Source organism: Pristimantibacillus sp. PTI5 (assembly GCF_048572955.1).
Lineage (GTDB): Bacteria > Bacillota > Bacilli > Paenibacillales > Paenibacillaceae > Pristimantibacillus.
Genome location: NZ_CP183886.1, coordinates 3,033,974 through 3,059,548 on the forward strand (window position 1 = coordinate 3,033,974; position 25,575 = coordinate 3,059,548).

The 25,575-nt window shown below is 47.6% G+C and carries 18 protein-coding genes and 5 pseudogenes; 5 read left to right on the forward strand and 18 right to left on the reverse strand.

The annotated features are described in order from the left end of the window. Nucleotides 1–71: 71 nt before the first annotated feature. The 13 genes from ACN6MW_RS13580 to ACN6MW_RS13640 all read right to left on the reverse strand — a co-directional run bounded on the left by ACN6MW_RS13580 (nucleotide 72) and on the right by ACN6MW_RS13640 (nucleotide 19,552). Nucleotides 72–1,436: an ABC transporter substrate-binding protein gene (locus ACN6MW_RS13580; RefSeq protein ID WP_419875876.1), complete on the reverse strand. Its 1,365-nt coding sequence runs from the start codon at nucleotides 1,434–1,436 to the stop codon at nucleotides 72–74. 235 nt (nucleotides 1,437–1,671) lie between these two features. Continuing rightward, nucleotides 1,672–2,670: a LacI family DNA-binding transcriptional regulator gene (locus tag ACN6MW_RS13585; protein ID WP_419875877.1), complete on the reverse strand. Its 999-nt coding sequence runs from the start codon at nucleotides 2,668–2,670 to the stop codon at nucleotides 1,672–1,674. Between the two features lie 18 nt (nucleotides 2,671–2,688). Further along, the gene (locus ACN6MW_RS13590; RefSeq protein ID WP_419875878.1) at nucleotides 2,689–4,836 is read right to left on the reverse strand and encodes a hypothetical protein; all 2,148 of its coding nucleotides are present in this window, start codon (nucleotides 4,834–4,836) and stop codon (nucleotides 2,689–2,691) included. A 211-nt stretch (nucleotides 4,837–5,047) separates the two neighbouring features. Beyond that, a complete protein-coding gene (locus tag ACN6MW_RS13595; RefSeq protein ID WP_419875879.1) occupies nucleotides 5,048–6,157 on the reverse strand; it encodes a DUF4432 family protein in 1,110 nt (369 codons plus the stop codon). Beyond that, complete coding sequence (locus ACN6MW_RS13600; RefSeq protein ID WP_419875880.1) at nucleotides 6,132–8,546, reverse strand: hypothetical protein; 2,415 nt, start codon at nucleotides 8,544–8,546, stop codon at nucleotides 6,132–6,134. The genes ACN6MW_RS13595 and ACN6MW_RS13600 overlap by 26 nt, the downstream gene beginning before the upstream one ends. Nucleotides 8,547–8,574: 28 nt before the next feature. After that, the gene (locus ACN6MW_RS13605) at nucleotides 8,575–10,302 is read right to left on the reverse strand and encodes a sensor histidine kinase (RefSeq protein WP_419875881.1); all 1,728 of its coding nucleotides are present in this window, start codon (nucleotides 10,300–10,302) and stop codon (nucleotides 8,575–8,577) included. Next, nucleotides 10,302–11,888, reverse strand: coding sequence for a response regulator (locus ACN6MW_RS13610; RefSeq protein WP_419875882.1), 1,587 nt, complete (start codon nucleotides 11,886–11,888; stop codon nucleotides 10,302–10,304). The genes ACN6MW_RS13605 and ACN6MW_RS13610 overlap by 1 nt, the downstream gene beginning before the upstream one ends. A 34-nt stretch (nucleotides 11,889–11,922) precedes the next feature. After that, nucleotides 11,923–12,726: a carbohydrate ABC transporter permease gene (locus ACN6MW_RS13615; RefSeq protein ID WP_419875883.1), complete on the reverse strand. Its 804-nt coding sequence runs from the start codon at nucleotides 12,724–12,726 to the stop codon at nucleotides 11,923–11,925. A gap of 2 nt (nucleotides 12,727–12,728) precedes the next feature. Continuing rightward, nucleotides 12,729–13,595 carry a carbohydrate ABC transporter permease gene (locus tag ACN6MW_RS13620; RefSeq protein WP_419875884.1) on the reverse strand — a complete coding sequence of 289 codons (867 nt, stop codon included), beginning with the start codon at nucleotides 13,593–13,595 and terminating at the stop codon, nucleotides 12,729–12,731. A 53-nt stretch (nucleotides 13,596–13,648) separates the two neighbouring features. After that, a complete protein-coding gene (locus ACN6MW_RS13625) occupies nucleotides 13,649–14,965 on the reverse strand; it encodes an ABC transporter substrate-binding protein (RefSeq protein WP_419875885.1) in 1,317 nt (438 codons plus the stop codon). Nucleotides 14,966–15,077: 112 nt separating this feature from the next. Further along, on the reverse strand, nucleotides 15,078–17,252 hold the full coding sequence (locus ACN6MW_RS13630; RefSeq protein ID WP_419875886.1) for a hypothetical protein: 2,175 nt from the start codon (nucleotides 17,250–17,252) through the stop codon (nucleotides 15,078–15,080). 838 nt (nucleotides 17,253–18,090) lie between these two features. Then, the gene (locus ACN6MW_RS13635; RefSeq protein WP_419875887.1) at nucleotides 18,091–19,056 is read right to left on the reverse strand and encodes a VanZ family protein; all 966 of its coding nucleotides are present in this window, start codon (nucleotides 19,054–19,056) and stop codon (nucleotides 18,091–18,093) included. A gap of 103 nt (nucleotides 19,057–19,159) precedes the next feature. Next, the gene (locus ACN6MW_RS13640; RefSeq protein WP_419875888.1) at nucleotides 19,160–19,552 is read right to left on the reverse strand and encodes a RidA family protein; all 393 of its coding nucleotides are present in this window, start codon (nucleotides 19,550–19,552) and stop codon (nucleotides 19,160–19,162) included. Nucleotides 19,553–19,656: 104 nt separating this feature from the next. Between ACN6MW_RS13640 and ACN6MW_RS13645 the strand changes: the two genes are divergently transcribed. After that, on the forward strand, nucleotides 19,657–20,004 hold the full coding sequence (locus ACN6MW_RS13645; protein ID WP_419875889.1) for a winged helix-turn-helix transcriptional regulator: 348 nt from the start codon (nucleotides 19,657–19,659) through the stop codon (nucleotides 20,002–20,004). A 518-nt stretch (nucleotides 20,005–20,522) separates the two neighbouring features. Here ACN6MW_RS13645 and ACN6MW_RS13650 read toward each other — a convergent pair. The 3 genes and pseudogenes from ACN6MW_RS13650 to ACN6MW_RS13660 form a co-directional block, all read right to left on the reverse strand. Beyond that, a pseudogene (locus ACN6MW_RS13650) lies at nucleotides 20,523–20,639 on the reverse strand (VOC family protein); the annotation flags it as partial. Nucleotides 20,640–20,889: 250 nt separating this feature from the next. Further along, nucleotides 20,890–21,072: pseudogene (locus ACN6MW_RS13655) on the reverse strand (RNA polymerase subunit sigma-24); the annotation flags it as partial. Between the two features lie 274 nt (nucleotides 21,073–21,346). Beyond that, nucleotides 21,347–22,441: an L-dopachrome tautomerase-related protein gene (locus ACN6MW_RS13660; protein WP_419876345.1), complete on the reverse strand. Its 1,095-nt coding sequence runs from the start codon at nucleotides 22,439–22,441 to the stop codon at nucleotides 21,347–21,349. Nucleotides 22,442–22,609: 168 nt separating this feature from the next. Between ACN6MW_RS13660 and ACN6MW_RS13665 the strand changes: the two are divergent. The 4 genes and pseudogenes from ACN6MW_RS13665 to ACN6MW_RS13680 form a co-directional block, all read left to right on the forward strand. Next, nucleotides 22,610–23,076: pseudogene (locus ACN6MW_RS13665) on the forward strand (CBO0543 family protein). Between the two features lie 101 nt (nucleotides 23,077–23,177). Beyond that, nucleotides 23,178–23,625: pseudogene (locus tag ACN6MW_RS13670) on the forward strand (glutathione-dependent formaldehyde dehydrogenase); the annotation flags it as partial. 31 nt (nucleotides 23,626–23,656) lie between these two features. Continuing rightward, entirely contained in the window at nucleotides 23,657–23,812 is a 156-nt protein-coding gene (locus ACN6MW_RS13675) for a hypothetical protein (RefSeq protein WP_419875890.1), read from the forward strand. 61 nt (nucleotides 23,813–23,873) lie between these two features. Beyond that, nucleotides 23,874–23,993: pseudogene (locus ACN6MW_RS13680) on the forward strand (spore coat protein); the annotation flags it as partial. 150 nt (nucleotides 23,994–24,143) lie between these two features. Here ACN6MW_RS13680 and ACN6MW_RS13685 read toward each other — a convergent pair. After that, complete coding sequence (locus ACN6MW_RS13685) at nucleotides 24,144–24,308, reverse strand: DUF6609 family protein (protein ID WP_419875891.1); 165 nt, start codon at nucleotides 24,306–24,308, stop codon at nucleotides 24,144–24,146. A 107-nt stretch (nucleotides 24,309–24,415) separates the two neighbouring features. Continuing rightward, nucleotides 24,416–25,546: a serine hydrolase domain-containing protein gene (locus ACN6MW_RS13690; RefSeq protein ID WP_419875892.1), complete on the reverse strand. Its 1,131-nt coding sequence runs from the start codon at nucleotides 25,544–25,546 to the stop codon at nucleotides 24,416–24,418. Nucleotides 25,547–25,575: the final 29 nt, after the last annotated feature.

The following is a 25,575-nucleotide window of genomic DNA, read 5'->3' on the forward strand; positions in this document are numbered from 1 at the left end:
TCCTCCACCTCATAAAGAAAAGCAGGTGCCGATCATCGGCATCGAAAGCGGCACCTGCTGCTCATCCCTAATTACTTGCCATCCGCAATTTTTTGGAATTCACTTACGGAAGCCTTTAACTCTTCTTCTGGTGTTGCTTGCTGCGTCATGATTTTGGACAGGGACACCGACAGACGATTACGGAAGGAATCGTAGCTCGGGTTCAAAGTTACGGATTGTCCTTGATCAAGTGAATTGGCCATAACAGTTAATGCGTTTACATCCTCTGGAGCCAGCGTCGTATCCGCCTTGATGAGCTCAAGCGTGGATTTGCGCGGAACCGGGTTCAGGACTTTGGTTGCGAAACGGACAATGACCTCTGAACTGGAAGCCCATTTCACAAATTCATATGCAGCGTCTTTGTTTTTGGAATCGCTCGATATCCCGAAGCCCCAGCTCCATACGGCGCTAGTTCCCGGTTGAACGGCAACTGCGAATTTGTCCGCAACCTTCGATTGGGCAGGATCTTTGGCCATCGAGTACATATAAGGCCAGTTACGCACCATAGCCACTTTGCCTTGCAGGAACATGTTTCCTACATCACCGTTGTTGTAACCAACTGCTCCCGGAGGGCTGCTTTTGTCTTCATGTTGGATGGCGAGCGCATAATTAAAGGCGTTGAGTACTTCCGGGCTGTCGATCAATACTTTGTTGTTCTCATCGAGCAGCTTTCCCCCATGCTGAAGAATCATGTCCGTAAATTGAGTTGCCGGTTCCGGAGATTGCTGGCCCTCGATAATGGTTCCAAAAATATCACTGGAAGGATCTGTCAACTGTTTTGCATACGTTCTCCACTCTTCAGGAGTTTTCGCAGGCGCCGTGATGCCAGCCTTCTCGAATAGATCCGTTCGGTAATAAACGACCGGAGTCTGCACCAAATAAGGGAGCGCGTAAATCTCTCCTTTGTAAGTTACCGTATCGATTGCAGACGGGAAAAAATCTTCGAGATCCGCTTTATCGACTTTGGCTGTGATCGGCTCTATAAATCCTTTTTCCGCAAATTCAGGAATCCACGGCTGGTCCATATTGAAAACGTCGAATCCGCCGGTATGCGCGACAGACTCCGTTACGTACCGGTCGTGCATTGTTTGGCCGGGAACATCCATGATATTAACTTTAATTCCTGTTTTGTCGGTAAATTCGGTGACAATGCTTTTGTAAAACTCTGGGGCGGGCCCGCCTGCTTCTACGCCGACATTAATCTCGATGCCGTCATACGGTTTATCACCAGCCGCGGTGCTTGCGGACGCGCTTCCTGCAGGAGTTGTGGCGGCTGGCGAAGAGCTTGCATCGTTATTTGAATTCGATCCACATGCGGACAGAACGCCTGTCAGCAGCACAGTGCTCATTAACATGAAAGACATTTTCTTAAAGGCCGGTTTTTGAAAGAATGACATTGAAAAAAATCCCCCTTATTGGATTATCGTTCTGATATTGCCCAAGCTCTCAGTGATTAAGCTGCATGCCGTGTCCCTGCCCACCACCTCCTTTATTAGCATCTTTTCCATTATCGCAATCGATTGCGTTTCAAACTAAAAAAAATTGCTGTGAATCTGCTAGAATAAATGGCAATCGATTGCGTATTCATTGATAAAATTGACCCTATTTTTCAAGGGTCTTGATCCTGCCTATTCATTTTCGCAAGCAAGGACCCGTCGATTCTCTAACGATCAGTTCCCCGTTCACAATTCGTTTGTCCTTCTGGATCTCTTTGCCGTTCATTTTCATGAATACGGCTTCCAGCGCGTTTCTTCCCATTTCCCATAAGGGCAGGGATACCGTCGACAGCTTGGGTCTCATATAATCACAGCAGGTGTGGTTATTGTATCCGATAACGGATACATCTTCCGGAATACTCAATCCCAATTCCCTGGCTGCATCGTAAATCCCGATCGCCATCTCATCGTTGCCTGAAATCAGTGCGGTTGGTCTGATGGAGCCCCCAAGAATTCGGAGAGCGCTTTCGTATGCTGCCTGTTCTTTCCAATCGGTCTTGGCGTACCAGTCTTCAACGAAAGGAACGCCGGCATCCTGCAGCGCCTTCTTGACCCCTTTCAACCGGTTCAATGAGTGGATGGAATATTCCGGACCATTGATAAAACCGATATCACGATGACCTAGGGAAAGCAGATGTTCAGCTGCGAACATTGCACCTTCCATATCATCTGTCATAATTCGCGATGTTTTAGAGCTGTTAATTCGGTTAACGAACACAGCCGGGAATGGCAGCTTCGGATACTCGCCGGAATGCTCGCCGATCTGCGTACTGGCGAACACCACTCCACCGATCCGCATCTCCTCGAACACGGCCAGCCCCGCCTCTTGATCCGCGGCGCTCGTAGCATTCCAGAAAATTAACTGAATATCCTTCTCCCGGGCATAGGATTGGACTCCACCCGCGATCGCACCCGAATACCAATTCCATTCTTCATCGAGTATGACACCGATGATCGATGTGGTTTTCATTCGCAGCTGGCGGGCCATCAAATTCGGGCTGTAGCCCATTTCTTGTGCAGCCTTCTGGATCTTCTCACGCAGCGCCGCACTCGTTCCCGGGGCACCGCGAAGCGCTCTGGAAACGGTACTGGGGTTCACCCCCATCTTCTGGGCGATGTCATAAATCGTTATCAAATCGTTCACTCGCTTTACTTAAAATAAGTGCCGTGAACCGTGATTCCTCACTCTGATGTCTTCTGCATTCTGTGATTCGATCTCATCCATTCCCTTCGCGCCGAACCAATCGTTCAACCGCGTGATCGGCTCAATTTCCGCGATTGTGCACCAAGGAAGCCATTTGCCTAATCCTCTGTGATATTGCATGACGAATTCTCCGCTTTCTTCCACCAGTCCAGCGTACACATGACCTAACGTTCCGGACCAATCGGTGGACTGTTTCGTGTTGTGGAGAAGCAGCTTGGCAATCCGCAAGTAATGGAAGTCCTCCGTCAATAAATATAAACGGTAGAAATCGAAGGCGCAGTAAGCCATAAACACATCCGCGTGCGAATGTCCGGTTGCAATCAAACTTTGTCCAGTAATATCCCGTCCACGTGCGAATACGTTGTTGCCCATGAAGTCGTCAACGGGATACTTCCACATGAAGACCCACGTTTCGCAGAAATCCGCAGCTCCTTTGGCCGCTTCAAGCCACTTCGGGTTTCCGTCTGCGTCATACAGCGCCAAGAAGGCGTAAAGTGCGAGAATACCCGCTTCTTTGTCAATCGTGTTGTCATTATCAGCCGTCCCTCCGACGTACAATGCCGCTTCGTAAGTATGGACATAGGCATACTCCCCGGCTCGCAATGCCGTTTGCAGATAACGGTCGTCTTTAGTCAACCAATGGAAGTGGACTAGGAAACGAACCGGGTTTGTCGTGTTGAATTTACCCCGATGAAGCGGCTCTCCATTGAAATCGTAGGAACGATAGAAGGAACCGTCTTCGTTCTGATTTCGCACGAGCCATTCGGCGAAGGTCTGGCAATAGGCTAGCCATTCAGGCCGATTATGACCATGGGCTTGCATCACTTTGTAAGCGAATAGAGCCCCTTCCATCCCATCGGCTGCAATCCGTATGTAAGAAGGATGATCCTTGAAATCAGCAGGATGGACATCGTACCATACCTTGGGCAGTCCGCTCGGGGTCATGGATTTGCTCGTCCAGAAAGCGAGAATGCCTTCACCCTTTTGAACCATCTCAGGACGGTCGTTCTCAAGGCCGTATTTCAATAATTGATAGGCGACCTGAAGCTGCTGCCCGACGAAGCCCATCTGGAACGTTACATCGGCAACCTGTCCTCCCGGTACATTCGTCCAGAACGGAACGCCCATGGCACCATTGTACTCTTGGCAGTAAGTATTTAGCAATTGAATTCCAATTTCATACACCTTGTTCAAGTCGCTTGGAACGACCGGTGTATCGAGATTGTCCGCGAAATGTCTCCATACCTGCCTCATAGCCGAGGCGAATCCGTCAGCTATACCTGTCTTGATAATGAATTGATAGCTGTGCGGAACCCCTGTTTTCACAGGATGGCTTCTACGGGCCCAGCCGGAGACCTTATCGAGGTGATTCGGTCCTACGTAGTGCTTCTCTCCCTCAGACCCCGGGAAAAGATATCTTACACTTGGAACCGGACTTTTTTTAATTCCGAGTGACGCATATTGGAACGATTCATCGACCAGCCAATCTGCCGTCATCTCGTGGAAGCCTGTCCGCGGCTCCGGTCCCACATGACAAAGAGTGACGTACGCCTTCGACTCCTTGCTTTGCATCATCATCAGGGGCACGGGGAGCCTAGTTATGCGAAAACAAAAATATTCATCGTTGTAATCGCTCGCAATTCCGCCAGAAACCACGCTTTTATTATCCGAGTACCATACACCCGGAGCGAAGTAATCATATTCTTCCATTTTACGCTCAATATCTTCTTGGATCGCGAATTGCGTGGAAAAACCGAGGTCATTCTCATTAGCCTTGATAACAGTAACTTTTCTTTCGAACTGGAAGGACGTTTGCCCGCTCAAGGCCCGATACGAATCTTCGAATAGAAACTCGCTTCCATTGCTGGTAACGATGCTGCCCTTGCATTGAATCAGGTCTTCCTGAAGTTCGAAGGCTGCATATGCGGACTCGTAAACGACTGGCAACTCGGAATCCCGAATCTTTATTTCCAAAGTAATCGGTTTCACAATATTAAATTCAACAGGGGCACCCTCGGAAGATATCAGCTCCATTCCGTATTGATCCCCTGCTTGAACAACGGACAGCCTGGCTAGTCCGGACTGGATGGTGTTCATGTGTGGCCTCCTTCACATTTAGAGCAATCGATTTCGTTATAAATGTTGATAATACAAAGGTGAATTAACGCAATCGATTTCGTGATCTGATTATAAGATATGATTTACTGATAAGTCCATTCACTTTTCTATCCTTTCTGCATAATAAACAAAAAAATAGCGGCATATGCTGCCGCTATTTACCATTTTCTTCTCATTTCATTTCATTTCTTCAACGAATAGCCGCCTGAGAGATCGCCTGTTCAAGCACTTCTATCTTTCCTATATCCCTCGTAGCCCCAATTAAGCATTGGGTGGTGTCGCTTAATCCTGAACTAAGAACGAAGGCTTCCCCGTCAGCATGCTTTTGCGACATCCGATTGGGCCTTGTACGGCAGGGTTCAAAAGCGAACATAAAGCTGTCGCTGATCTCCTTGGCAATGAGGGAACGCGGGAAACAAGAAAGCGGTCGAATGACAAACCCAGCAGCGCTCCGATGATCGTTTACAATCATCTCCGCGGTTATTCCCCTGCGGGAATCGAAGGTAGAAACGTAAGAACCAATATCGGCAATGGAATGGAGTCCGTCCACCGCCCCCGGAACGTACTGATAGCAGCGGATTGACGTCGCTCCTTGACTTCTACAGGGAATTCGGAGCGGATCCTCCTCCAGCTCCGCAGAGTCCCTTAAGAGCATCTCGTCACGGGGCAAAGGCAAAATGTATCGGCCACCCTCATGCATGAAAGGTCCGGATAATTGGATATGGTATCCATCATCGAGTGTTTGTTCGGTATCGGATACATTACGAGTTGTTTCTTCCCGCAATATACATTCAGATCCCCAATGGGTAACCATACGTATTCGCTTTTCAAATACCGGAATGTCTGCATAACCGCGTACGGTGACCGTTCCCTCGAATGTGATCCCTGTCTCATCGTACCCCACGAAGATGCTTTGCATGAAAGCAGGAGAATAGGACCCCGTTCCGTGCAGGGTATACCCCTCGCCTGGCGTTCCGAACAGTTCAGGGCCGATTGAGCTGACGGCTCCATAGAACCCTTTGAGCCATCCCGTCCCCTTGCTCTCCTGCAGATTAACGCGATCCGGGTGAAGAAAGTAATCGTTGTTTCGATCCCAGCTGACCTTCTCCTCACCCAGGAAGATTTCCCCAATATCCATCCCGCGTTCCGGCAACACCGTAAAGCTTAAATTCCCGTTGCGGATTGTCAGAACAGACATCTGGGAGCCAGATAGGTCCCTGATATGCTGTTTAGCGAGGCTCCCCCTGTATGGCAAATCCACATGCTCCGAGAGTTCATCCCAATCCCATCTTTGTCGCATGAGCAAAACTTCCTTTTTCAAAAATAATCGTACGCACTTCTTCGCCGGACTCGGAAATATAGGAGGCATTTTCCTCGTAGAAATAGAACTCCTTCGGATAGGCTGCATAACTTGTCACCCTATACTGGTCACCTTCTCTGGTCACTTCACCGTTCACACAATGAACTTCGCCATCTCGGTAGTATAAGAAGGTCTTCGTCCCGAAGCCTGCCAGATAGGCGACAAGCTCTTCGCCCATATCCCAGTCATATCCGGAATCGTCGCTGAACAAGCCTTTGAAGATTTCCCCATCCGCTTCCGTGAAGACGGATTGTCCGAACCGGTTTCGGGACAGATCCGGCCGGTTCAAGTTGGGTCCGGCCACGCTATATGTCGAAGCGGCTTCGCCTTTTTCCAGCTTTTTGTCCGTTGCGGTCGCATGCCAGTCGTAGCAATAGAATACCGCCATCGTAGCGCGGTATGCCGCCGACAGATAGTCGGTTTTACGGAAATGCTCGTAGCCGACCAGCGTTGAAGCGGCAACCATTCCACCCCAGAGCGAATGCGTCATATAAGAGAGGGATTCCCACCAACGGTCCGGATTTTGCGCACGAAAGTCGTTGCTGAAACCGATGTTCGCAAGCAATAGCTCCCCATACTTCTCCGCTTCCGCTAAATGCCCGCCTAAGCACAGCGCTTCACATGTCGGTCCGAATCCCGCATTGTCGTAATAATGCTCGGTAACCGCACCTTTGTAATCTTTGCTTTCCTGGCGGAATCTTTCGGTGGCCGTCTCCCACAAGGAGGACAATCTGTCGTGCAAGTCGGCCATGCCAAGGCGGTTAAGATCGTTAAGCAAGTCCTGAATGAAAAGGACATAAACGCCGAGCATTTCCGTTTCCTTCTGCTCTCTTTCGTCCTCATGCAATTGCGCATCCATACGCGTGATCATGACTTCCCCGGCCCACTTCAAATAGTCTTCCGGTCGGTTATGAATCAGTTGCTTCGCATCAAATTTAGAAAGCAAATAGTAGACGTGGGCAATATAATCGAAATCTATGATTCGATAGAACTTACCGTACAATGAGACCGGCTTCAGAAAATCCCCGCCATGGAACCACTTCGGCCGGATGTAATGCACCGCGCTGTTCTCCGCTCTATGAATCTGCTCCAGTTCTATCGTCCCCATGACATTCTTAAGAAGAACAAGCGCGACCTTGCCAAGGGATTCGCCTTGGTTGGAAACTGGAAGAAAAGCATGGGGCGTCTTCCCGCCTGCACCCGCATATAATTTCCGTGAAATGTAGTCTACACGGGCTTCTATGATCTCCTTCACCGGTTCCATCACGTTAAAGATAACACTGTCGGTTTTACCGTTATCTAGAAGAAGCGATAATTTTCTTTCTCCCGGCTGGTTCAGTTCTGTGCGTAGCACATACCGTTCTCCCTGGAATTCCAACTGATCGGTCACATCCTTGCGGATGTGTTGCCCTCTTGTGTTGGATTCCAGCCACAGACGAGCTGGTTGCTGATGCCCCTGCAAGCGGATGGCAGCTTCGAACGTTCCTCCCGCAATTGTGACAGGCGGAAATTCGATGACTGGATGCCCAAGCATGGCGCCATTCTCGTAGAATTGACCTTGGCTGTCGAATGGCAGGAAACGATATTCCCAAGCAAGTGATCGGCCAGCTGCCACTATAGTCGGTTCAGCAACGCCATTGTAAATCCAGTCTGCCTTGGAAGCCTTAGGATCCTCCGTGCCTGTACCTACCAGAACCAACTGGTGATACAACAGGCCGTCCAGGGACGGCGACACATCCTTGAAGAAATTATTCTCGAACCTGCAGTACGTACCCATGGATTGAGTAGTTCCCTTAACAGCATACATTCCCAAGTGCGGCCCGTTATTGCTCCTGCGAACGAATGCGAACTTGCTGAAGCTTTCTGAAAGAGAAGGGAAAACAGCGCACGAATGGCTGATATTGCGGTGAACGTCCGGATCTTTGAACATGACATAAGCAACTGAAGACCATACGTAGAAGCTTTCTACAACCAGCTCCTCCGTCCCATTGTTCTTCAATGAAATCTGCCAAGAGAGGGAATCCTCTCCTCCCAGATCATAGACCAGTTGAACGTCGAATTCCGCAAACGAGTACACGAGCTCGATTTTCTTCGAATTCGTTTTCCGGATGAGAGGAGGTTCCGACTTCAGGCTCTCGTAGTCGGTTCCATTAGCCCGCACCACAAAATTTCCGAACAGTTTATCCTCATCCGGGTAACCCCATGATTGGATATAAGCAGGGTCAATGACCCAATTCATTTGCTCGGCGTCGCTTGTAAGAAGAAGCTTTTCTACGCTTCCCCGCTCAGAAACATAAAGAGAAAATACAGAGTTCTTGATCGATTCCAATTAACTTCACTCCTACCCTACTTGCTGTCTATGTCTTGGGATTGTTAGGAAGCCGCACTGTGACGGTCGTTCCGTAGCCTTTCTCACTGGCGAATTCTAGGCCGTAGTCGTCTCCGTAATGAAGCTGGATCCGCTGGTGAACGTTCCGCAAACCGAATCCGTGATCCTTATCCGGTTCTTCCATGTCGTCGTTCAAAGACTGACGAACGCGCTCGAGCTGCTCCGGATCCATTCCCACTCCATCATCCTCCACCTCCAGAACAATGGAGTCTGGTTCTTTCCATATTCGGATATATATATGACCCGGCTCGTCCCGTTTGCGAATGCCGTGATTGATGCTGTTCTCCACGAGTGGCTGAAGCAAAAACTTAATTATCTTCTCGCTTTCGATGCTCTCGTCCGTTTGAATATCCCAATAGAGCTGATCTGCAAATCGGATCTCCTGGATTTTCAGATAATAAGTGACATGCCGCACTTCCTCCGCTACAGTGATCATTTCCCGGCCCTGGTTCAGCCCGATGCGGAACAGACGGGAAAGGTACGTAACCATGTCAGCGATGATCGGATCTTGATGCTTGCGCGCCAGCATGTTGACGGAATCCAGCGTGTTGTACAGAAAATGGGGATTAATCTGATATTCGAGCGTCTGCAACTGAATCAGCCGGCGTTTAGCTTCCTCTTCCTTGTTTTTCTGGATAAGGCTTTGGATCTCATCGGACATCCGATTCATGGCGGACGCCAGCTCTCCAACCTCGTCGTTGCGGACGACCGGCACTTTGAAGATGAAGAATCCTTCCCCGATTTGCATCATTTTGCGCTGGATCATCTTGAGCGGCTTCGTGATCCGATGGGATAGGAACAGCACCATGAACACGGAGAAGAAGATAAGAACGAATGCAATAAAGAGAATGCCGAAGAAAAGCTCCCTAGCAGGCTCCATTACCTTGTTCTCTGGAATCCAAGACACCAAGTTCCAACCGGAACGTTTCTCCGCAAAAGTGACGTAAGGCTCGTCCCCGTAAATAGTCGTTGAGGACCCCCGCGAGGTTTCACTGGAGATGCCAATTTCCTTGATGAACGCCTTAGGCATTGTGGAATCTGTAAGGAATTCGAATGAATTCTTCTCGTCGAACACCGCGTACTGCTGACCGGGATCCACCGTATACTGACCGATCATTCGCTCAATCTCCGCCTTGTCAAACAGGATAAACAGATACCCGATCGGGCGGTTCAAATCCATTTCGTTATCGTTAATCTGGCGGAACAGGGCGACCTTATCCGTCCCCTCAACATTATCCCATGTGGGTAAACCGTTATAACCCGCCGCCAATAGCAGACGCGAGTGAATATAACGGTCGTATGTGCTGCTTAAGCCTTCCCCGTAAATCGTTCCGTTGTCCCGCACTACAAAAATAGAACCCAAAGGGTCGCTCTTCGCTGAATGAATCTGAAGGGCCTGCCGGAAATTGGCTGTTCGTTGCAGTTGTTCCGCTGTCAGGGTCGTATTCGGATACCGCAGAAACTGCTGGATCGACCGATCTCCGAACAATCTCAGGGAGAGATCTTCTTGCTCGGAACGCCAATCGTCCATTTCGCTGGCTAAGTTGTTTATTGATTTACTTTGGTGCCTGACATAACTGTCTTCCAAGTAATTTTGCAGAGCATAATAAATGCTTACGCCACTGATGATGATCGGAACGAGAATAAGCAGAGAGAAGAACAACATCATCTGGGACCGAATCGAGCGCACTTGCATCAGGTTCGCCTTTCTCCGGCCCGCTCGCGGAACTCACTCGGGGAGCACCCCATGTTTTTCTTAAACATAAAGCTGAAATAATGAGCGTTGGCATATCCGACTTTCTCGGCAATTTCGTAATTTTTATGGGTCGAAAAAAGGAGAAGCTTTTTAGCTTCCGCCAACCGGCATTCGGTAATATGCTCCACGCACGTTCTCCCTGTCTGCTGATGGAAGATGCGGGAAAGGTAATTCGGCGAGATACACAGCATTTGTGCAATCTGGGCCACACTCAGAGCCGGATCGTTATAGCGGTCATGTATCATCTGCTTAGCCCGATTCACCAACTGGCTTACAAAGCTGTCATGGTGAGCGCTTTTCCGTCCGACGATTTCTTGGAACAATTCCAGAAACAGCTGCTGAATCTGACTATAGGAAGGCAGGGTCTCAAGCTTTAAAACACTTTGGTTAAACGTCGGAATCGTATCGATCTCGTATTCGTCCGCGAGGCGATACAGGGCTCCCAGCAGTTGGACGCTAATGAGATGAATCATTTGGGGAGACGGATTCTGATTTTTCAATTTCCGTATGAACGGCTCCAGTACCTGATCGCTAACTTGATCCCGATAGCGGAGCGCCTCCAGCAGAATCTTCTCTTCTTCATAAGGATATTCGACATGATCCTTCTTCCAGGCCGGAATTTCTTCGTAGCGAATAAATCCGGATTGATCCAGCATGGCCAAATATCTTACGCAGTCTAGTGCCTCAAGCGAAGATTGGCGGACAAGTGAAATATCATCACAAGGCTGGCCCAACCCCATGCAGACATCGACCTTGATCGTTTCGTCGATCTTACCCGCCGTTACCTTCCACTCCTCAGGATCTATAGGCTTCGACAAAATGCATAGCAGTACCGTATCTGAGTGGTCGTATATATACGCGACGTTACCCAGATGGAGTTCTTCAATGATATTTCTTATTGCAAATCGAACCAACGGCAACTCGCGTTCCCCATACCGTTGGAACACTTTATCAAGATGACGGATTTCGACAGCTAGACAGCAAAAAAACGATGACTGAACTTGAATGTCTGCCGCGCTGGCACGCTCACGGATCTCTGCTGGTGCAGCCAGCACATCAGATAGAAGATCGCTCCAAAACTTCTCTGTAATAATCGGCTTGTATTCGTTAAGGCGCTGACGCGCCGTCTCGTTCCAATTCCGGTTTCTATTTTCTAGCAGCATTTCGTCGCGGAGCTCTTCCACCGTCTCTTTTAATTCATCGGGAAAGATAGGTTTGACCAAGTACTTGGCAACACCGATCTCAATCGCTTCCTTAGCGTATTCAAATTTCTCATACCCCGTCAAAATAACGAATCGGATAGAGGGGTATTTCCCTCTCATCTTCTTGGCGAAATCAAGTCCGGACATCTCCGGCATAAAGATGTCAGTCAAGATCAAGTCTGGCATTGCCAGCTCGATCTTTTCCATCGCTTCCATGGCATTTTTGGCATCCATCACTTCGTCAAAGCCAGCGGCGCCCCAATCGATCAACGTACGCAAACCGTCACGGATAAACACTTCATCGTCGACAATCAAAACTCGCATGTTGTTTCTCCTTTCGGATACGTCTTATAATCGATTATTTCACCGCACCGGCCGTAAGTCCACCAATTATTTTTTCGCTAAGCAGCGAATATATAACAATCGTTGGAAGAACCGCGATAACCATTGCCGCGAATGCGACTGGATAATTCGCTGAGAACGTGGACAAGAAAAACCGTATGGCCACCTGCAGCGTTCTCGTCCCTTCGCTTTGTGTGAGCAAGGAGGCGAATAGAAGCTCGTTCCAAGCTGTTATCATCAAGAAAATGCTCGCAGTCGTCATCCCTGGGTAAGAAATGGGCAGGATGACGCTGAGAAAGGTGCGATGAACGCTCGCCCCGTCAATAAACGACGCTTCCAGCATTTCCTTCTGGATCGAATCCATATATGTTTTGACAATCAGAATGCTTAGCGGAAGCGAAACTCCGGCATAGACGAGGGCTACGCCAAACCGTGTGTCATACAACCCCAACCCATTGACAATGAAATAGTACGGAACGATGAACGCATTGGTGGGAATAAAGATTCCAAACGTAATCAACAGCAGCCAACCCTGCTTGTACTTAAATTTGTACATGAAACCATAAGAGACCATTGTCGCTATAGCAACCGCAATGATTGTGGATAGGATCGCTATCCAGATTGAATTGAAGAAGTAGCTCGGAATGGGATGGTTAGAGAGTACGGATTCGTAATTTTCCCACATCCACTTTTCCGGAAGCTTAAAGGGCGAAGAAAACAGTTCCTGGTTTGTTTTGAAAGAGGCTAGGATCAGCCACAAGAAAGGAACGATGGTGATAAGCAAGAATAAAGAAATTATGATCCAACGAAATCCTTTCATGGTCAACCCTTCCTTTCCGAAAGGCGTAAAAATCCGAATACGAGCATCATCGCGACTATCCCCATGAGAATAGTCATCAGACCTCCCGCCATGGATACGCCGTAACGATTGGCTGTAATCATCTCTTTGTAAATATACAAAGACATGTTTAACGTGGAATCTGCAGGTCCGCCGCCTGTCATCAGAAGTGGATATTCGAACATTCTTAAAGTAAATGCGGTGTTGAAAATGACGTTAATGGCGATCGCGCTTTTTACCAGAGGAATCGTGATGTACCTATCTTTCTGGATGGATGTCGCGCCGTCTATTTCGGCTGCTTCGTAGAGCTCCGGGGAAATCGTGGACATCTGCGTTAAGAATATCACCATCGTAAAGCCGACATACAGGATAAACGGAATCATGTTAGCGAAGACCGCGGTGCTTGGGTCGCTCAGCCACGCATGCATCCAGGATTCCAAACCTACGGCTTTGAACGAATTGTTGACCAGTCCCAAGCTTACGTGCAGCACGAAGTACCACAGGAAAGCGAGCGCGGTGGTGGAAATAACGTTAGGCAGGAAGAGTAAGGTGCGGAGCCATTTCCAGCCCTTCGGTTTTTTGAACAGAATGAGCGCCAGCAAGAGTCCCAAGGGGGTGTGCAGGAACACGCCTGCCAAAATCCAATATACTGTATTGATCATAGCTGTCTTAAAAGCGGGGTCACCAAACAAATAAATGAAATTGTCCAGACCGACGTACTTCATCGCGCCGATTCCGTTCCATTCCTGAACGCCTAGATAGAGGACGAAGATGAGCGGAAAAATAAAAAAAACTACTGTAAACAACAGGGCAGGAACCAAGTAATAATAGATCTGTCTCGAAGTCATCATGCTCTCGCTCCTTTCGGAGAAAAAAGGGGAGGTTCTCTCCCTCCCCTTTTTTCTTACTTGTTAGCTTCTTGCAATAGTTTCGCGAATTCTTGCGGTGTGTGTTTGTCTAAGATCAGACCTTCTATAAGTGAAGGAAGCTTGGAGATCGCAGTAGGCTTCAACGTACGCACGATGTTGACGATACTCTCAGGTGCTTGTGCGTTTGTTTGGATATATTGGCCGAATACTGGACCTGCTTTGGTCGTATCCTCGCTGCTTAGCTCCAGTTTGGTAGACAACAGGATGCGTCCGTCCAGTGTAAACGTTTTGGAGCTGTCTTCGGAGGTCATGAATTTCAAGAATTGAACGACTGCTGCTTCCTTCTGCTTGTCTTCCTGCTTCGCTCCTGACCAAGGCGTATACGTGTCAGTAACCGTAAAGCCCGGTTGAACTTTGCCATCGCCGAACGTCGGAGCGGAAGCGATACCGATCGAAGGAACCATTTCTTCTTTGATCGAACCGATCAACCAAGGTCCGTCTATGATCATCGCTGTGTTACCGATGAGGAAGTTATTGGAGCTGACAGAATAGTTGCCGCCCAGAGCGTCCGGAGTAGAGTAATCGAACAGCTTCTTAAGGTATTCAGCAGCTTTGGCCACATCAGGCGTATCGAGGGATTTCCCAACATCAAACACGCTGGTTCCTGCAATGCTTGCCGCCAAATAAGTGAATGCGTTCGTCGTATGCCATGCGTCGTCCGAGGTCATAAGAGAAATTGGCGCAATGCCTTCTGCTTTCAATTTATCAGCTGCTACGAAAAACTCGTCCCATGTTTTCGGGAATTCGGAAATTCCGGCTTTAGCGAACAAATCTTTGTTGTAATAGAACAAGATACCGGCTTTCTCAAAAGGAATCGATGTTAATTGTCCGTTCACCGTCATCGCTTGAAGATCCTGCTCGGTGTAGCGTGCTTTCCATTGGTCGTCCATGAAAGGCGTGAAATCAAGCAACTTGCCGGATTCTTGACGCGACAAATCGTTCGGGTTGAAGTTGTAATTGAACACGTCAGGTGTCTCGTTGGCCGCGATCATGGTTTTAATTTTCTCTTGAAGAGTTGGCCAATCCGGGTTGATATCTACGTTAACTTTAATTTTGCCAGCATTCTCTTGGTTGAATTTGTCTACGATGCTGTGCAGTGCTTTACCGCGTTCCGTATCCGTGCTCCAGCTGCTGAGCATATTTAGCTCGACTTCCATCTGGCTGGAAGCTTCCTCGCCGTTAGCGGGGGCCGCGTTGTTCCCATTGTTTTTGGAACCGCAGCCTGTAAGAGCAAGTGTAGCGGCCAATACCAGAGCTGTCGTCGCGCCTAGCCATTTTCTTTTTATTTTCATCTGTAAGATCCTCCCTTGAATATCTGCTGCCTTGTATACCTTCATCGTAACGGATCTTTATGCGAAGCGACATTCACGAATCTGCCTAGTTTCTTACGATAATCTATTCTGTTTATTTCACTTTTCTTGATTCTAAGTATTTCCCTAGTCCGAAGATTCCAGCCGAATAGATCCATCCGAGCGTTCCCCAGATATCTCCCTTGGCAATCATGCCTTCATCGATGCCTTGATTACAAATACCGAATCCTTCTGGCTGCATGCCCAGATCCGTAAAGCCCATCAAATCTCCCGGATGCGACAACAGCTGCTGAGTGCCGATCGCAATCCACTCCGCTATCGAACGGAAGAACGGCTCGTCGATTTCGGCGCCTAGAAGATCGAGTTCCTCGATATGGAACAGAGAGTAAATATCGACGACTCCGCCGCCCCAGATGGAATTGATGCCTCCCGTTCCCACCGTCTTGAAATCAACGCGTGCCAGATCGGTACCCGGCAGGTGCGGAGCATTCCAAATGTAATTCCAAGTCACGAAGATTTTGCCCGCTCGAGTAGAGCCTTCTAAATAACGATGTTCACCCGTCAGTTGGTACAAGCCATAAAGTGCGGCTTGCGTATACTGAGCCGCTTCCTTGTCAATGACGTTCGGATTATCGAGCGTTCCTCCCATGTAATGATCTTGGGGAACGTAGGTGTTAAGGACATAATCCCCGGCTTTACGGGCCGCATCAAGGAAAGGTTGCCCGTGGTCTCCGCTCGCATGGCCCATCGCGATCAAGTACAAAATGGGGATAGAGCTGGCCGATTTCGAGGAGAACTCGTCGTTGCCGAAACCTTCCGCGTTCTTGAGCGGCGTTCCGTCCGGTTCGTAAGCGCGGTACCAAGAGCCGTCTTCGTTCTGATTGCTCAGCAAGAACTGGGCGAAGTTCAGCGTTGTATTCCACCAAGACGATTGCAGACTGCCAAGCTGTGCGTATAGCTGATAGTTCAAGAGTAAATCGAACGCGGGCTCGACCATCGTTCGCAGGTAGTTACCCGGGATGTTCCCGTGCGAAATGTAGTGAAGCTTAGGCGCTCCCTCTTCGCCGAAGGAGGCAAACGGTTTGTCGTTCTCGATATCATATAGCGAATATAGGAACCCCGATGGGGTGGAGAGCCGATCGACGAAGAATTGAGTTACCTTCCTGCCCCTCTCGATCCATTCGCCGCCATCAGATTTCGCGAGCGTATATGCCGTGTTGATCTGCCGTCCCGTAAACCCGTATTCCAAGATTTTGGTATAGGACTCATGCGGAATATTATTAAACGATGTCCCAAAGCCGGAAGGCTGGGATCCGTAGCCGTGTCTTGGGTCAAAGTGGAAGAAGAAACCCGCTCCGCCATTTTCCAGTTCCCGATAGCTGTTGCGCAGCGAGACGTTGCGGTAATCGATCGAATCCTCCAGCGAGAAAGGCAGTTCCACTGGTTTCGGAGCATTTAGCTCAGCATATTGTTTGAAAGTCGAATAGACCGCATCCGCATAAGAATCTCCTTGGCCGAACCGGATGTCATATGCCATTTCCATATCGAAGGACTCGCCGTTCAGCGGATAGAATGCTGATACGGATGTCCGCTTGGCGTCCAGAGCAACGCTGCGATCTCCCTCATAGTAAGGCCAGAAAGCTTGAAAGCAAACCTCATTCCCATTCCGGACGCTATATCCCACGGAACCGACTTCCGTTTGCTGCAGGTAGCGGTTCTCTTTGGCCGTCCGCTGCGGCGCGTTCGAGGATTGAGGCAGCGTAATACGCCCAAGCGTGACAGATTGTCCATTATTCGGTTGATATCCGAGGATGAAAGGGTAGGTTAAGCGATCTTCCATGTACACCTTGGCTTCGGTAAAGGAATGCAGCGGTGCGGCATCGGAATAGTGAGTAGCCGGTGCGCAGAATCTCCATTGCTCATTGCGATCGCCTAAGATTCCGGCAAGGAATTGCAGCTGGAGTCCGTTCATTGCCGCAGTTGGATCTTCCATCTTCACCTTCAAGTTACGGCGAAGGACGATACGGGACTCCTCGGTATTCCAACGATCGTTAATCTCAAAGCGATAGCCTAGATGCAGCCATTCCGCTTTGGCGAGCGACTCGGATGAGTTTATCGTGGAAACGGTCTGATAATTAATTTGGACGTTCGTTCCATCCAAGTAGTGGGCACTAATCGGATTCCGAACGGTAAGCGTATCTGCCGATCCGGTTCCCCAGTTGATCTGCGGGAAATAGCCTTCTTCTTCGTTGAACAAAATTTGGACCATTCGGGTCACCTCATTTAACAGGAATATCTTTAATGGTAAAGGAGGGTCCCTAATGGGTCGATGCAATAAACACACCTTTTCCATACAAAAATCTATTCCATTGCGGACATAGAACAAAAAAGCCGCCCCTAATTGTCTTTGGGTGCCCTCATGCGTAACTGAACATGCTCCTCCTCGACAACTCGACTACTCCGGCGACTTTACCGTCTGCCGCCTAGTATCAGATGTTCTGACCACCCGAGACCTCGATTCTCTGCGCATTAACCCAGCGATTGTCGGAACCGAGCAAACTGGCGACCGCGGGACCAATATCGTCGGGTGCGCCGACACGACCAAGGGCAACCATTGCGGCAAATGCGTCATTGTAAGCAGGCGTGTCGCGTACAGCACCGCCTTGCTCAAATTCAGAAGTATGTATACTTGTATAAAGAAGGGGACTCGACGATTTCGGAACGAAAAATGATGATGCTTCATCATAAAAAAGAAATTGAGAAGAGCATAAGGGAACTATATTTTAACTTGGATAAAATAAACTATAAACTTGCTCTATATGATGTATTAGAATCTCAGATTGAACGAACTAGCATAAAAATTTGACTTAATACCGCTAGCTCTATCGATGATAGGGTTCAGCTTAATGGGCTAACAGCGAAAAAAACGAAAAGAGCTTATGCCCAGCGGCAGTCTGCTCCCCAAGGATTCATCCTAGTTTGTATATGACATTACGTGATGATCCGTCGCGCCTTGGCGGAAGAGCATAAAGGTCAACCGGATCGGACCGTAGATATGGATCTCGAGAGCTGTACCATGCTGAACTCGGTGAAAAGCTTGCCGCCTGCTATCGGCGGTTCTTGATTTCCGTGAGAATCATATCCCATAGCAAGACGTTCGTATTCGAATTCTTGTCTTCATTCCTAATTGTTATGGTAAGCTTTTTGGCCCCTTGTATATCCATTTCGAAATACCCGGGTTCGCCACCGTCCATTCTGCTGAGAGTGCTCGTTTCCACGCCTCGCTTGCCGCCGTCCAGGGCGATAATTACCGTACTTTCGCCCTGAATGATGTCATCTGGAACGCCCTTGTAACCAGAGAAGGTCATATATTTCCCATCCAGTGCGTACGTAACGCTCACCGATCCCGGGTTCTCTCTGCTATACAAGTTCATTTGAGGCATCACTCTATGACCCCCAACTTCAAAGACGGCGAGGCTTGGATCCCAATGGATCGAACCGTCCCTCACCGGCAGGCTGTTGATCCCGACTACCCTGCCTGCCTCGACCCTCGTGGCCTTCGCAATCCAGTGGTTCACACCTTGGACCGACGTGATCGTGACGACCGAGAGAAGAGCCGCCGCGACGAAGATCTTCCCTATGCCCTTCGAGGTATCCTTCGGACGAGGCACCCACCGCTGCGCCATATACCCAACGGTCACCCCTAGCGCGTTAGTAAGGATATCGTCAATATCAAAGCTGCCCAGCCGGGTTGCCCACTGCAATATTTCAAGTATGGATATCGTAACAAGAAACAAACCCAACAATCGGAGAAACCGCACCCGAACCACCAGCGGGATGAACATCCCATACGGTAAGAAGGCTGCAAAATTCGCAAAGTTATAAAACCAAGACCAGGTCACGCCTCCCATCGGGAAGGACAACGGAATTCCGTCGGGGATGAGCTTATATCCATTCGCTCCGTTATGGGAAGTATCGATCCTGCCTAAGCCAAAGTATAAGAAATATAACATAACCGCGGTGTAAGCAATCAACACGATCATGGTAACGGATCGAGCTTTTCCTGCGATCATCTGGACACCTCTTTTCTCGTTCCTGTGCTGTCCCCGGTGTGAATCACACCCATTATCCTATATGAAAAGAGGAGCTGCAATACACCCGCGATGACTGCGTTCGTTAGTTCGTGTGAGCGACAGCACTAATCTCAATCAATTGCTCAGGGAACGCTAGCGCTGTCACGCCTATGAGACTGCCGGCAGGACGGTGCTGCCCCATATATTCTTTGAACAACTGGATGCAAGGCTCGAAATGCTCCTTCACGTTTGTCAGGTAAATCTCAACATAAGCAAGGTTTGACTTCGTGACTCCGAACCCTGCTAATACGCGATCTAGATTTTCAAGCGTCTGCCTAGTCTGCGCCTCGATGTCTCCCTCACCGACGAATGTGCTCTGCATATCGTGGGAAAATTGACCCGAAATATAGATCGTGCCGTTAATCGAATACCCCTGGGATATGCCGCTCCCTTCCTCCCATGCAACACCGTGATTAAACGTTTTAGCTATCCTCATATTTGTTCCCCTTTCGTTCAAAGTATGGATAGTATAAGATGATGGTAAACAAAAAAGTAGTACGCACTTTATAGATAGGTACTACCAGAAAGGATAGTGTTCATATGGGTATGGCTGAATACAGGGGCAAAGTGAAGCATCTTCAAGACACTCCATTCGGTTATACACTGTCCGTCATTGGCGGCAAGTGGAAGATGGTTATTATTTACCTCCTAGCGGAGAACGAGCCGGTCCGATTTAACGATTTGAAGAGACAAATCGGAGCGTTTACGTATAAAACACTGAGTTCACAGCTTAAGGAGCTAGAGCAGGATGGGATGGTGGAACGGAAAGAATATCCCCAGATCCCTCCAAAGGTGGAGTACCGACTTACAGATAAAGCGAAAACCCTACTTCCCACTCTAGAAGAGTTATGTGAGTGGGGAGCGCTTCACCGATCCCCCAATATATGAAAAGAAGACGTATGACAACGGTCCGTCGGTCTGTCATACATCTTCATATCAAATCAGGCCAGAAAGGCTCCGTTCACTTGCGAGTAACGTCCATGGTCGCCAGATAGAGCATCTTGAGCAAGGATTCATTCGTCGGAAAGACCCCGTTGGTGCGCCAAGAACGCACGATATAATTTGCTAATGCAGGTCTCTTCAAATCGAATCAACTTAATGAGGGCCATATTCTCGAACCACAAGAATCACACCCTTCAAAAAGTTCCAACCAAATTAGATAACGTGTCCAAACGTGTAAATTTGCGTCATTTGTGGTACGGCTCACCGTAACGGGTCAAACGGCGAAAAAAATAGCTTGTGTTTACACACAGACCAAGATCATTATTGTATGATTTGAACAATATTCGGAGATAGTCCGCTTCCCCATTTCGCGTGAGAATGACCGGTTTATCTCAATGCAGCACTTTGAGAAGCTTGCATAAAAAACAGTTGCGCCATCAGTTGGGCAACTCCTTATGCGTAAATTAGCGTTCAATCTTTGTATAAATTTGAAAGGTCACGCCGAACTTGTCCGTTACATCGCCAAATCCGGGGCTGAAAGGTTCTTCTTTAAACGGCAAATTGACTTGACCGTCTTGCCTCCCACCTATTAAAAATAAAAAATCAAACATAAACTTTAACTTCGAATGTGCCAATTGTGATTTTTACAAACCTTAATCATCTGTAGGGCGAAATCAAAAGGCACCCATTCGGAGAGCCCTGCAAAAGTCTACTTTTTCGGAACAAGAAAATAATCAAAGAAAAACGAGCCTCTAGAATCGCTTCTAAGGCTCGTTCCGCATGTACGAGGTCATATATTTGACCCCCTTAAATTTTTGCTTTTTTCAAAAACAGTTGACCGATCTTTTCGTACAAGATGACGATCATCTCCTCCAACGCATCCATCGCATCGTGCTCTTTCCCCATGTAAGCCAGAGCAAGCCGGTAAAAAGGATCCTTCTCGGCCAGAATCAGTTGAAGCAGCGCTTCTTTGTTCCCTTTTTGCGCTTGTTTGACTTTTAGGGCGACCCTCATTTCTTCACCTCACTCCCTTATAGGAGTATCACCTGCACCAGAAAGTTCATTTGAATGGGTGGAAAACAATAAAAACATTCATGACCCGCCATTCAATGCTGCAACCAACTTGAACTCCGGGACGACCATGCGGAGACCATCTCTTAAAATGGTGGATTGATATCTAAAATAAATTCGAGGAGCGGATTAGTTACCGCTCCTCGAATTTGGAACATCTCCACAAACTCCAACCACTGATTGCGAATAGAGTCAACTTTGTAAAGTGAAATATTTATTAAAAGGTAGGAGCAGGTGGTTCGTCTATTTTCATACGGAGTAAACTATAAGGCTTCTGCCGCAGGTCATTTCCATAATGAAATCTTGCCTGCCGATGTAATTGGTTCACGATGAAATATAAGTATTGATCTGGACCAATCGAAAAAGTATCCGGCCATAAAATTCTCGGATCATGTGCGATCGTTTCCATGATGCCATTCGGCAATATCTTTCGAATACTGTTGTTTTCGTAATCTCCAGCATAAAGGGTTCCTTTTGCACCGGTGATCATTCCATCTGAAGCACCTTTTTCTCCCCAATACTTCACGTGATCCTGTAAATTCATATCCGATATCGTTAGGTCTCTTAGGGCTTCCGTTGAAATAGAGTACAGATGTCGACTAGAGAGAGGACAAAAATACAAAATCTTGCCGTCCGGGGAAATCGCTATACCATCAGAGGCCAATCTAAAGGGTGAAGTAGATCCATCTTTGTTTCGATTCATCAGGATTTTACCTTCGACTTTCGGTAAAAGAAAGAGATCGGGCGAAGTTACATTTGCCCCGTTTAACCGTCTCCAGGCATAACCCGTTTCTAAATCAACGACAATAATGGCACCCGGTCCTCGGGAAGACGAATCCGTTATATAAGCATAACCTGCTTTACCAACACGAAAATCAAATCGGACATCATTCAGATAAGTGGTTGGCAGGACAACATCCTCTGTAAATGTAAATACGCTTTTTATGGTATTTGTATTTAAATCTACAGCGACTAACTTCGGCCCCCCTTTGATGGGTTCTGAGAAATTAGGAGCCCCCGTATCCAGTACCCAAAGCGTTCCCTTCCCATCAGCAACGACACTTTGGACACTAATGAAGGACGTTGTGATATTCGATTGGCTTACCAAATTAGCGTCTAAACTAGGATAAGGCTGTAATGTACCGCGAACGATTTCAGCCACCGTAAATTTAACATCGTCTCCCCATCTTGGAAAGCAAATAAAAATGCGCCCAGTTTCAGAAACAGTAACGCCTGTAGGCATGGCCCCGTAAAATAAAAAAACCGCTTCAAACTTACCGAAATACTTTTCACTCGGTAACATCATTTGTATAAAATCCTCCTCAACAGGTTCGATCTGTTATCACCTATATATGACTGAATGTGGTTCAAGTGCCTGGATAATAAAATATTTTTAAGGGAACCCCGTAAGTTCGTGTCTATGACGGACAACGAGTAAACGGTGTTGTGTTTTTGCCTAAGTATCACCACCCACGAGAGTATGAATAAAAAGAAGTACACTATACATAGGAAACGTCGATTGGCGATAGTCGCTTTTTTGTTCAAACAGTATATTACGTGTATTTTCGGTCATGCCGTGGTCGAACTCAAACTTTTCGCCTATCCCGTAAGGGAGCTTGCCGACGTTAGCCGGACGAGCTTCACCTACGAATTATGACCTATCCGATGACATGCGCTGTGTTTAACGCGTATTATCCGAGCCATCGGAGTGGCTGGATTCAATTCGGCTATTACGTGTTATTCACTACTGTACTGACGATAGTTGAGGTGCTGCTCGTACAATATACCGATCTGATTCGGTATGTTCGTTGGAACTGGTTTTGGTCATGGGCCACGATTTTTCTCACATTCCTGATAACTCGAGTGTTCTGTGTGGTCTACTTCGGAACCATGACACGAGTGGAAGCGGCAAAACAAAAGAACGCAGCCAGTACGACACGTTCCTAAATCTGGTGCTATGCCTCCAAGACGTCGCCCAGCTTGCGCTGCCGCGCTCCTGCTGCCGCCGCGCTGTGGCGCTGAATAACGTCGGCATTTTAACGACCAACGAACAGGATAAGAATATCGGCAACAATCTCAAGGAAATGACCAAAGGCTGCGCCGATGTCGTGATTGATGCGGTAGGAATGGACGGCAAGATGAGCGATCTCGAATTTCTAGCCAGCGGTTTGAAACTGCAAGGCAGCACCATGAGCGCATTTATCATTGCGTCTCAGGCTGTCCGCAAAGGCGGGACCATCCAGGTCACTGGGGGTATACGGCGGAGGCAATAACGGACTCCCGCTCGGCGACATCATGCAGCGCAACGTGAATATCCGTTCCGGACAAGCTCCGGTCATTCATTACATACCGTATATGTACGAGTTGGTTACGTCGGGGAAAGTGGACCCTGGAGACATTGTTACGCACGTCATTCCGCTCAGCGAGGCCAAGCACGGCTATGAGGTGTTCGATACGAAAACGGACGATTGCACCAAAGTCGTCTTAAAACCTTGAATATGGATAAATAAATGGGAGGACAATCCAAATGAATTCCAATTACGCCTTGCATGAGATGCTGGAGTTTCATGAAATGGCTGCGTTCAAGACCGTTTGCATGACCAAAACCAAAACCAAAACCATGCAAGCTCTAGTAACCGACCCGGAGCTCATACAAATTTTGCAGCAAGACGTGCAATTATGACAGCAGCAGCTTCAGGAGCTCGGTGGAGTGCTGTCTATAGTGACCCTATAGGAGATAAAACATGAACACAATACTAGAACACATGACAGGGCTTCATACGCTGACCGACGACGTGATTGCAATGGATTTTTTGATGAACGCCAAGAGCGGAGTCAGAAACTACGCCATGGCCGTAACCGAATGTGCCATTCGTCCCGACAAAACGCGTAACGTCTGATTTTGATTTTAAAATACTCAATCCCCGCGGCGGGAATTTGAGACTGGAGAGGTTAATTCAATTCCTTTTCTCTCTTCCAAAAAATTTGCGTCATTTCTGATACGGTTCACCATATCACTCTATCGGCGAAGTTTTGAAGGGTACTCTCTTTTTTGGCTTTTTTATAGAAAGTAACACTATCCCCACAAAGATTTTTACAAAGGCATCCAAATAGCCAATTGTTGAGAATGTTATTGTTCTATTCACATAACCAACACCGAAAAGAAGTCCAAAACCCATCCCATACCCTGTATAAAAAATCTATTGGTTAACGAGCTGATTCCCCGAAAACAAAATACTCATGATAAAAATTGCCCCCCCTATCAATAATAGTAATCCTTGTATTACTAAATGAACTTTTGCCAGAACCATATGCCTTTTCCAAAAACGATGGAAGCTAATTCTCTCGTCAGCGCTTTCGAATTGGTTTCCATTTGATTGCTCAAAACGAGAATGGTCAGGTCATCGTCAATGTATCTGGCAAGGTAATTGCGAAAGCCGTTCGGATACCCACCCGAATGGCTGACATTACGGTGTCCGAATGTTTCGAGCACATACCAGCCATAACCGTATTTGTAAGGGAAGCTGCTGGAATAAACGGTATACATTTTATTTTGTGTTTGTGATTGTGATTGTGATTGTGATTGTGATTGTGATTGTGATTGTAACAGTTTATTACTTTTTAGAGCCTGATCGAATAAATAAATATCTTGTGCGGTCGATATAATATCTCCTGCGGCAAAAGCGATCGATGGGTCCGTTTTCGGGCCAGGCTCCCCTTTCACATAACCCATTGCCACTTCGATTGGATTTTCAACGGTGAAGGAAGAGTCGCCCATGCCTGCAGGCTTAAATATATTCTCAGTAACGTAATCCTCGTATGACTGACCCGATACTTTTTCAACAATCATCCCCAGTAAGAAAAATCCGGAATTGCTATAACTGAACTTTTTTCCAGGCGTGAACTTTATTGGTTTGTCCTTAAACAAATCGACTAGCTCTTCCTTTGAGTACTTGTGGTCAAGTTCGAACTCCTTCGTCTGAAAATAATCAACATACCCTGAGGAGTGGCTCAATAGATGATGAAGCGTAATGGACTCACTGTTCGGAAGATCAGGATGATATTTGCTTAATGGATCTTGAACGGAGAGCAGTCCCTTTTCCTCCAATTGCATAATCGCTGTAGCTGTAAACGTTTTTGAAATGGATGCGATTCTAAATTTAGTATTCGGCTGATTAGCGAGGCCTTCTCCCTTGTTGGCCATTCCATTCCCTTTTTCCATTACAATGTTACCGTCTTTGGCAACGAGAACGACACCGCTGAAGTTTTCCTTTTTGGCCATGAATGTATCCAATTTCTTTTGTAGATCCCCCGGCAGTTTAGATGGATTGGAGTATCCGAACAATAATACCGCGGCAATCGATACGATAAGTAGAATAATTAAAGTATATAAAGTTCTTTTTAGTATTTTTTTCACAAATTATTCTCCTGAAATTATTTCCGTTA

Bases quoted from the DNA above. Each gene is read 5' to 3' on its own strand.
- ACN6MW_RS13580 (WP_419875876.1), bottom strand. From the start codon at position 1,436: ATGTCATTCTTTCAAAAACCGGCCTTTAAGAAAATGTCTTTCATGTTA.
- ACN6MW_RS13590 (WP_419875878.1), bottom strand. From the start codon at position 4,836: ATGAACACCATCCAGTCCGGACTAGCCAGGCTGTCCGTTGTTCAAGCA.
- ACN6MW_RS13595 (WP_419875879.1), bottom strand. From the start codon at position 6,157: ATGCGACAAAGATGGGATTGGGATGAACTCTCGGAGCATGTGGATTTG.
- ACN6MW_RS13605 (WP_419875881.1), bottom strand. From the start codon at position 10,302: ATGCAAGTGCGCTCGATTCGGTCCCAGATGATGTTGTTCTTCTCTCTG.
- ACN6MW_RS13610 (WP_419875882.1), bottom strand. From the start codon at position 11,888: ATGCGAGTTTTGATTGTCGACGATGAAGTGTTTATCCGTGACGGTTTG.
- ACN6MW_RS13615 (WP_419875883.1), bottom strand. From the start codon at position 12,726: ATGAAAGGATTTCGTTGGATCATAATTTCTTTATTCTTGCTTATCACC.
- ACN6MW_RS13620 (WP_419875884.1), bottom strand. From the start codon at position 13,595: ATGATGACTTCGAGACAGATCTATTATTACTTGGTTCCTGCCCTGTTG.
- ACN6MW_RS13625 (WP_419875885.1), bottom strand. From the start codon at position 14,965: ATGAAAATAAAAAGAAAATGGCTAGGCGCGACGACAGCTCTGGTATTG.
- ACN6MW_RS13630 (WP_419875886.1), bottom strand. From the start codon at position 17,252: ATGGTCCAAATTTTGTTCAACGAAGAAGAAGGCTATTTCCCGCAGATC.
- ACN6MW_RS13635 (WP_419875887.1), bottom strand. From the start codon at position 19,056: ATGATCGCAGGAAAAGCTCGATCCGTTACCATGATCGTGTTGATTGCT.
- ACN6MW_RS13640 (WP_419875888.1), bottom strand. From the start codon at position 19,552: ATGAGGATAGCTAAAACGTTTAATCACGGTGTTGCATGGGAGGAAGGG.
- ACN6MW_RS13645 (WP_419875889.1), top strand. From the start codon at position 19,657: ATGGGTATGGCTGAATACAGGGGCAAAGTGAAGCATCTTCAAGACACT.
- ACN6MW_RS13675 (WP_419875890.1), top strand. From the start codon at position 23,657: ATGAATTCCAATTACGCCTTGCATGAGATGCTGGAGTTTCATGAAATG.
- ACN6MW_RS13685 (WP_419875891.1), bottom strand. From the start codon at position 24,308: ATGGGTTTTGGACTTCTTTTCGGTGTTGGTTATGTGAATAGAACAATA.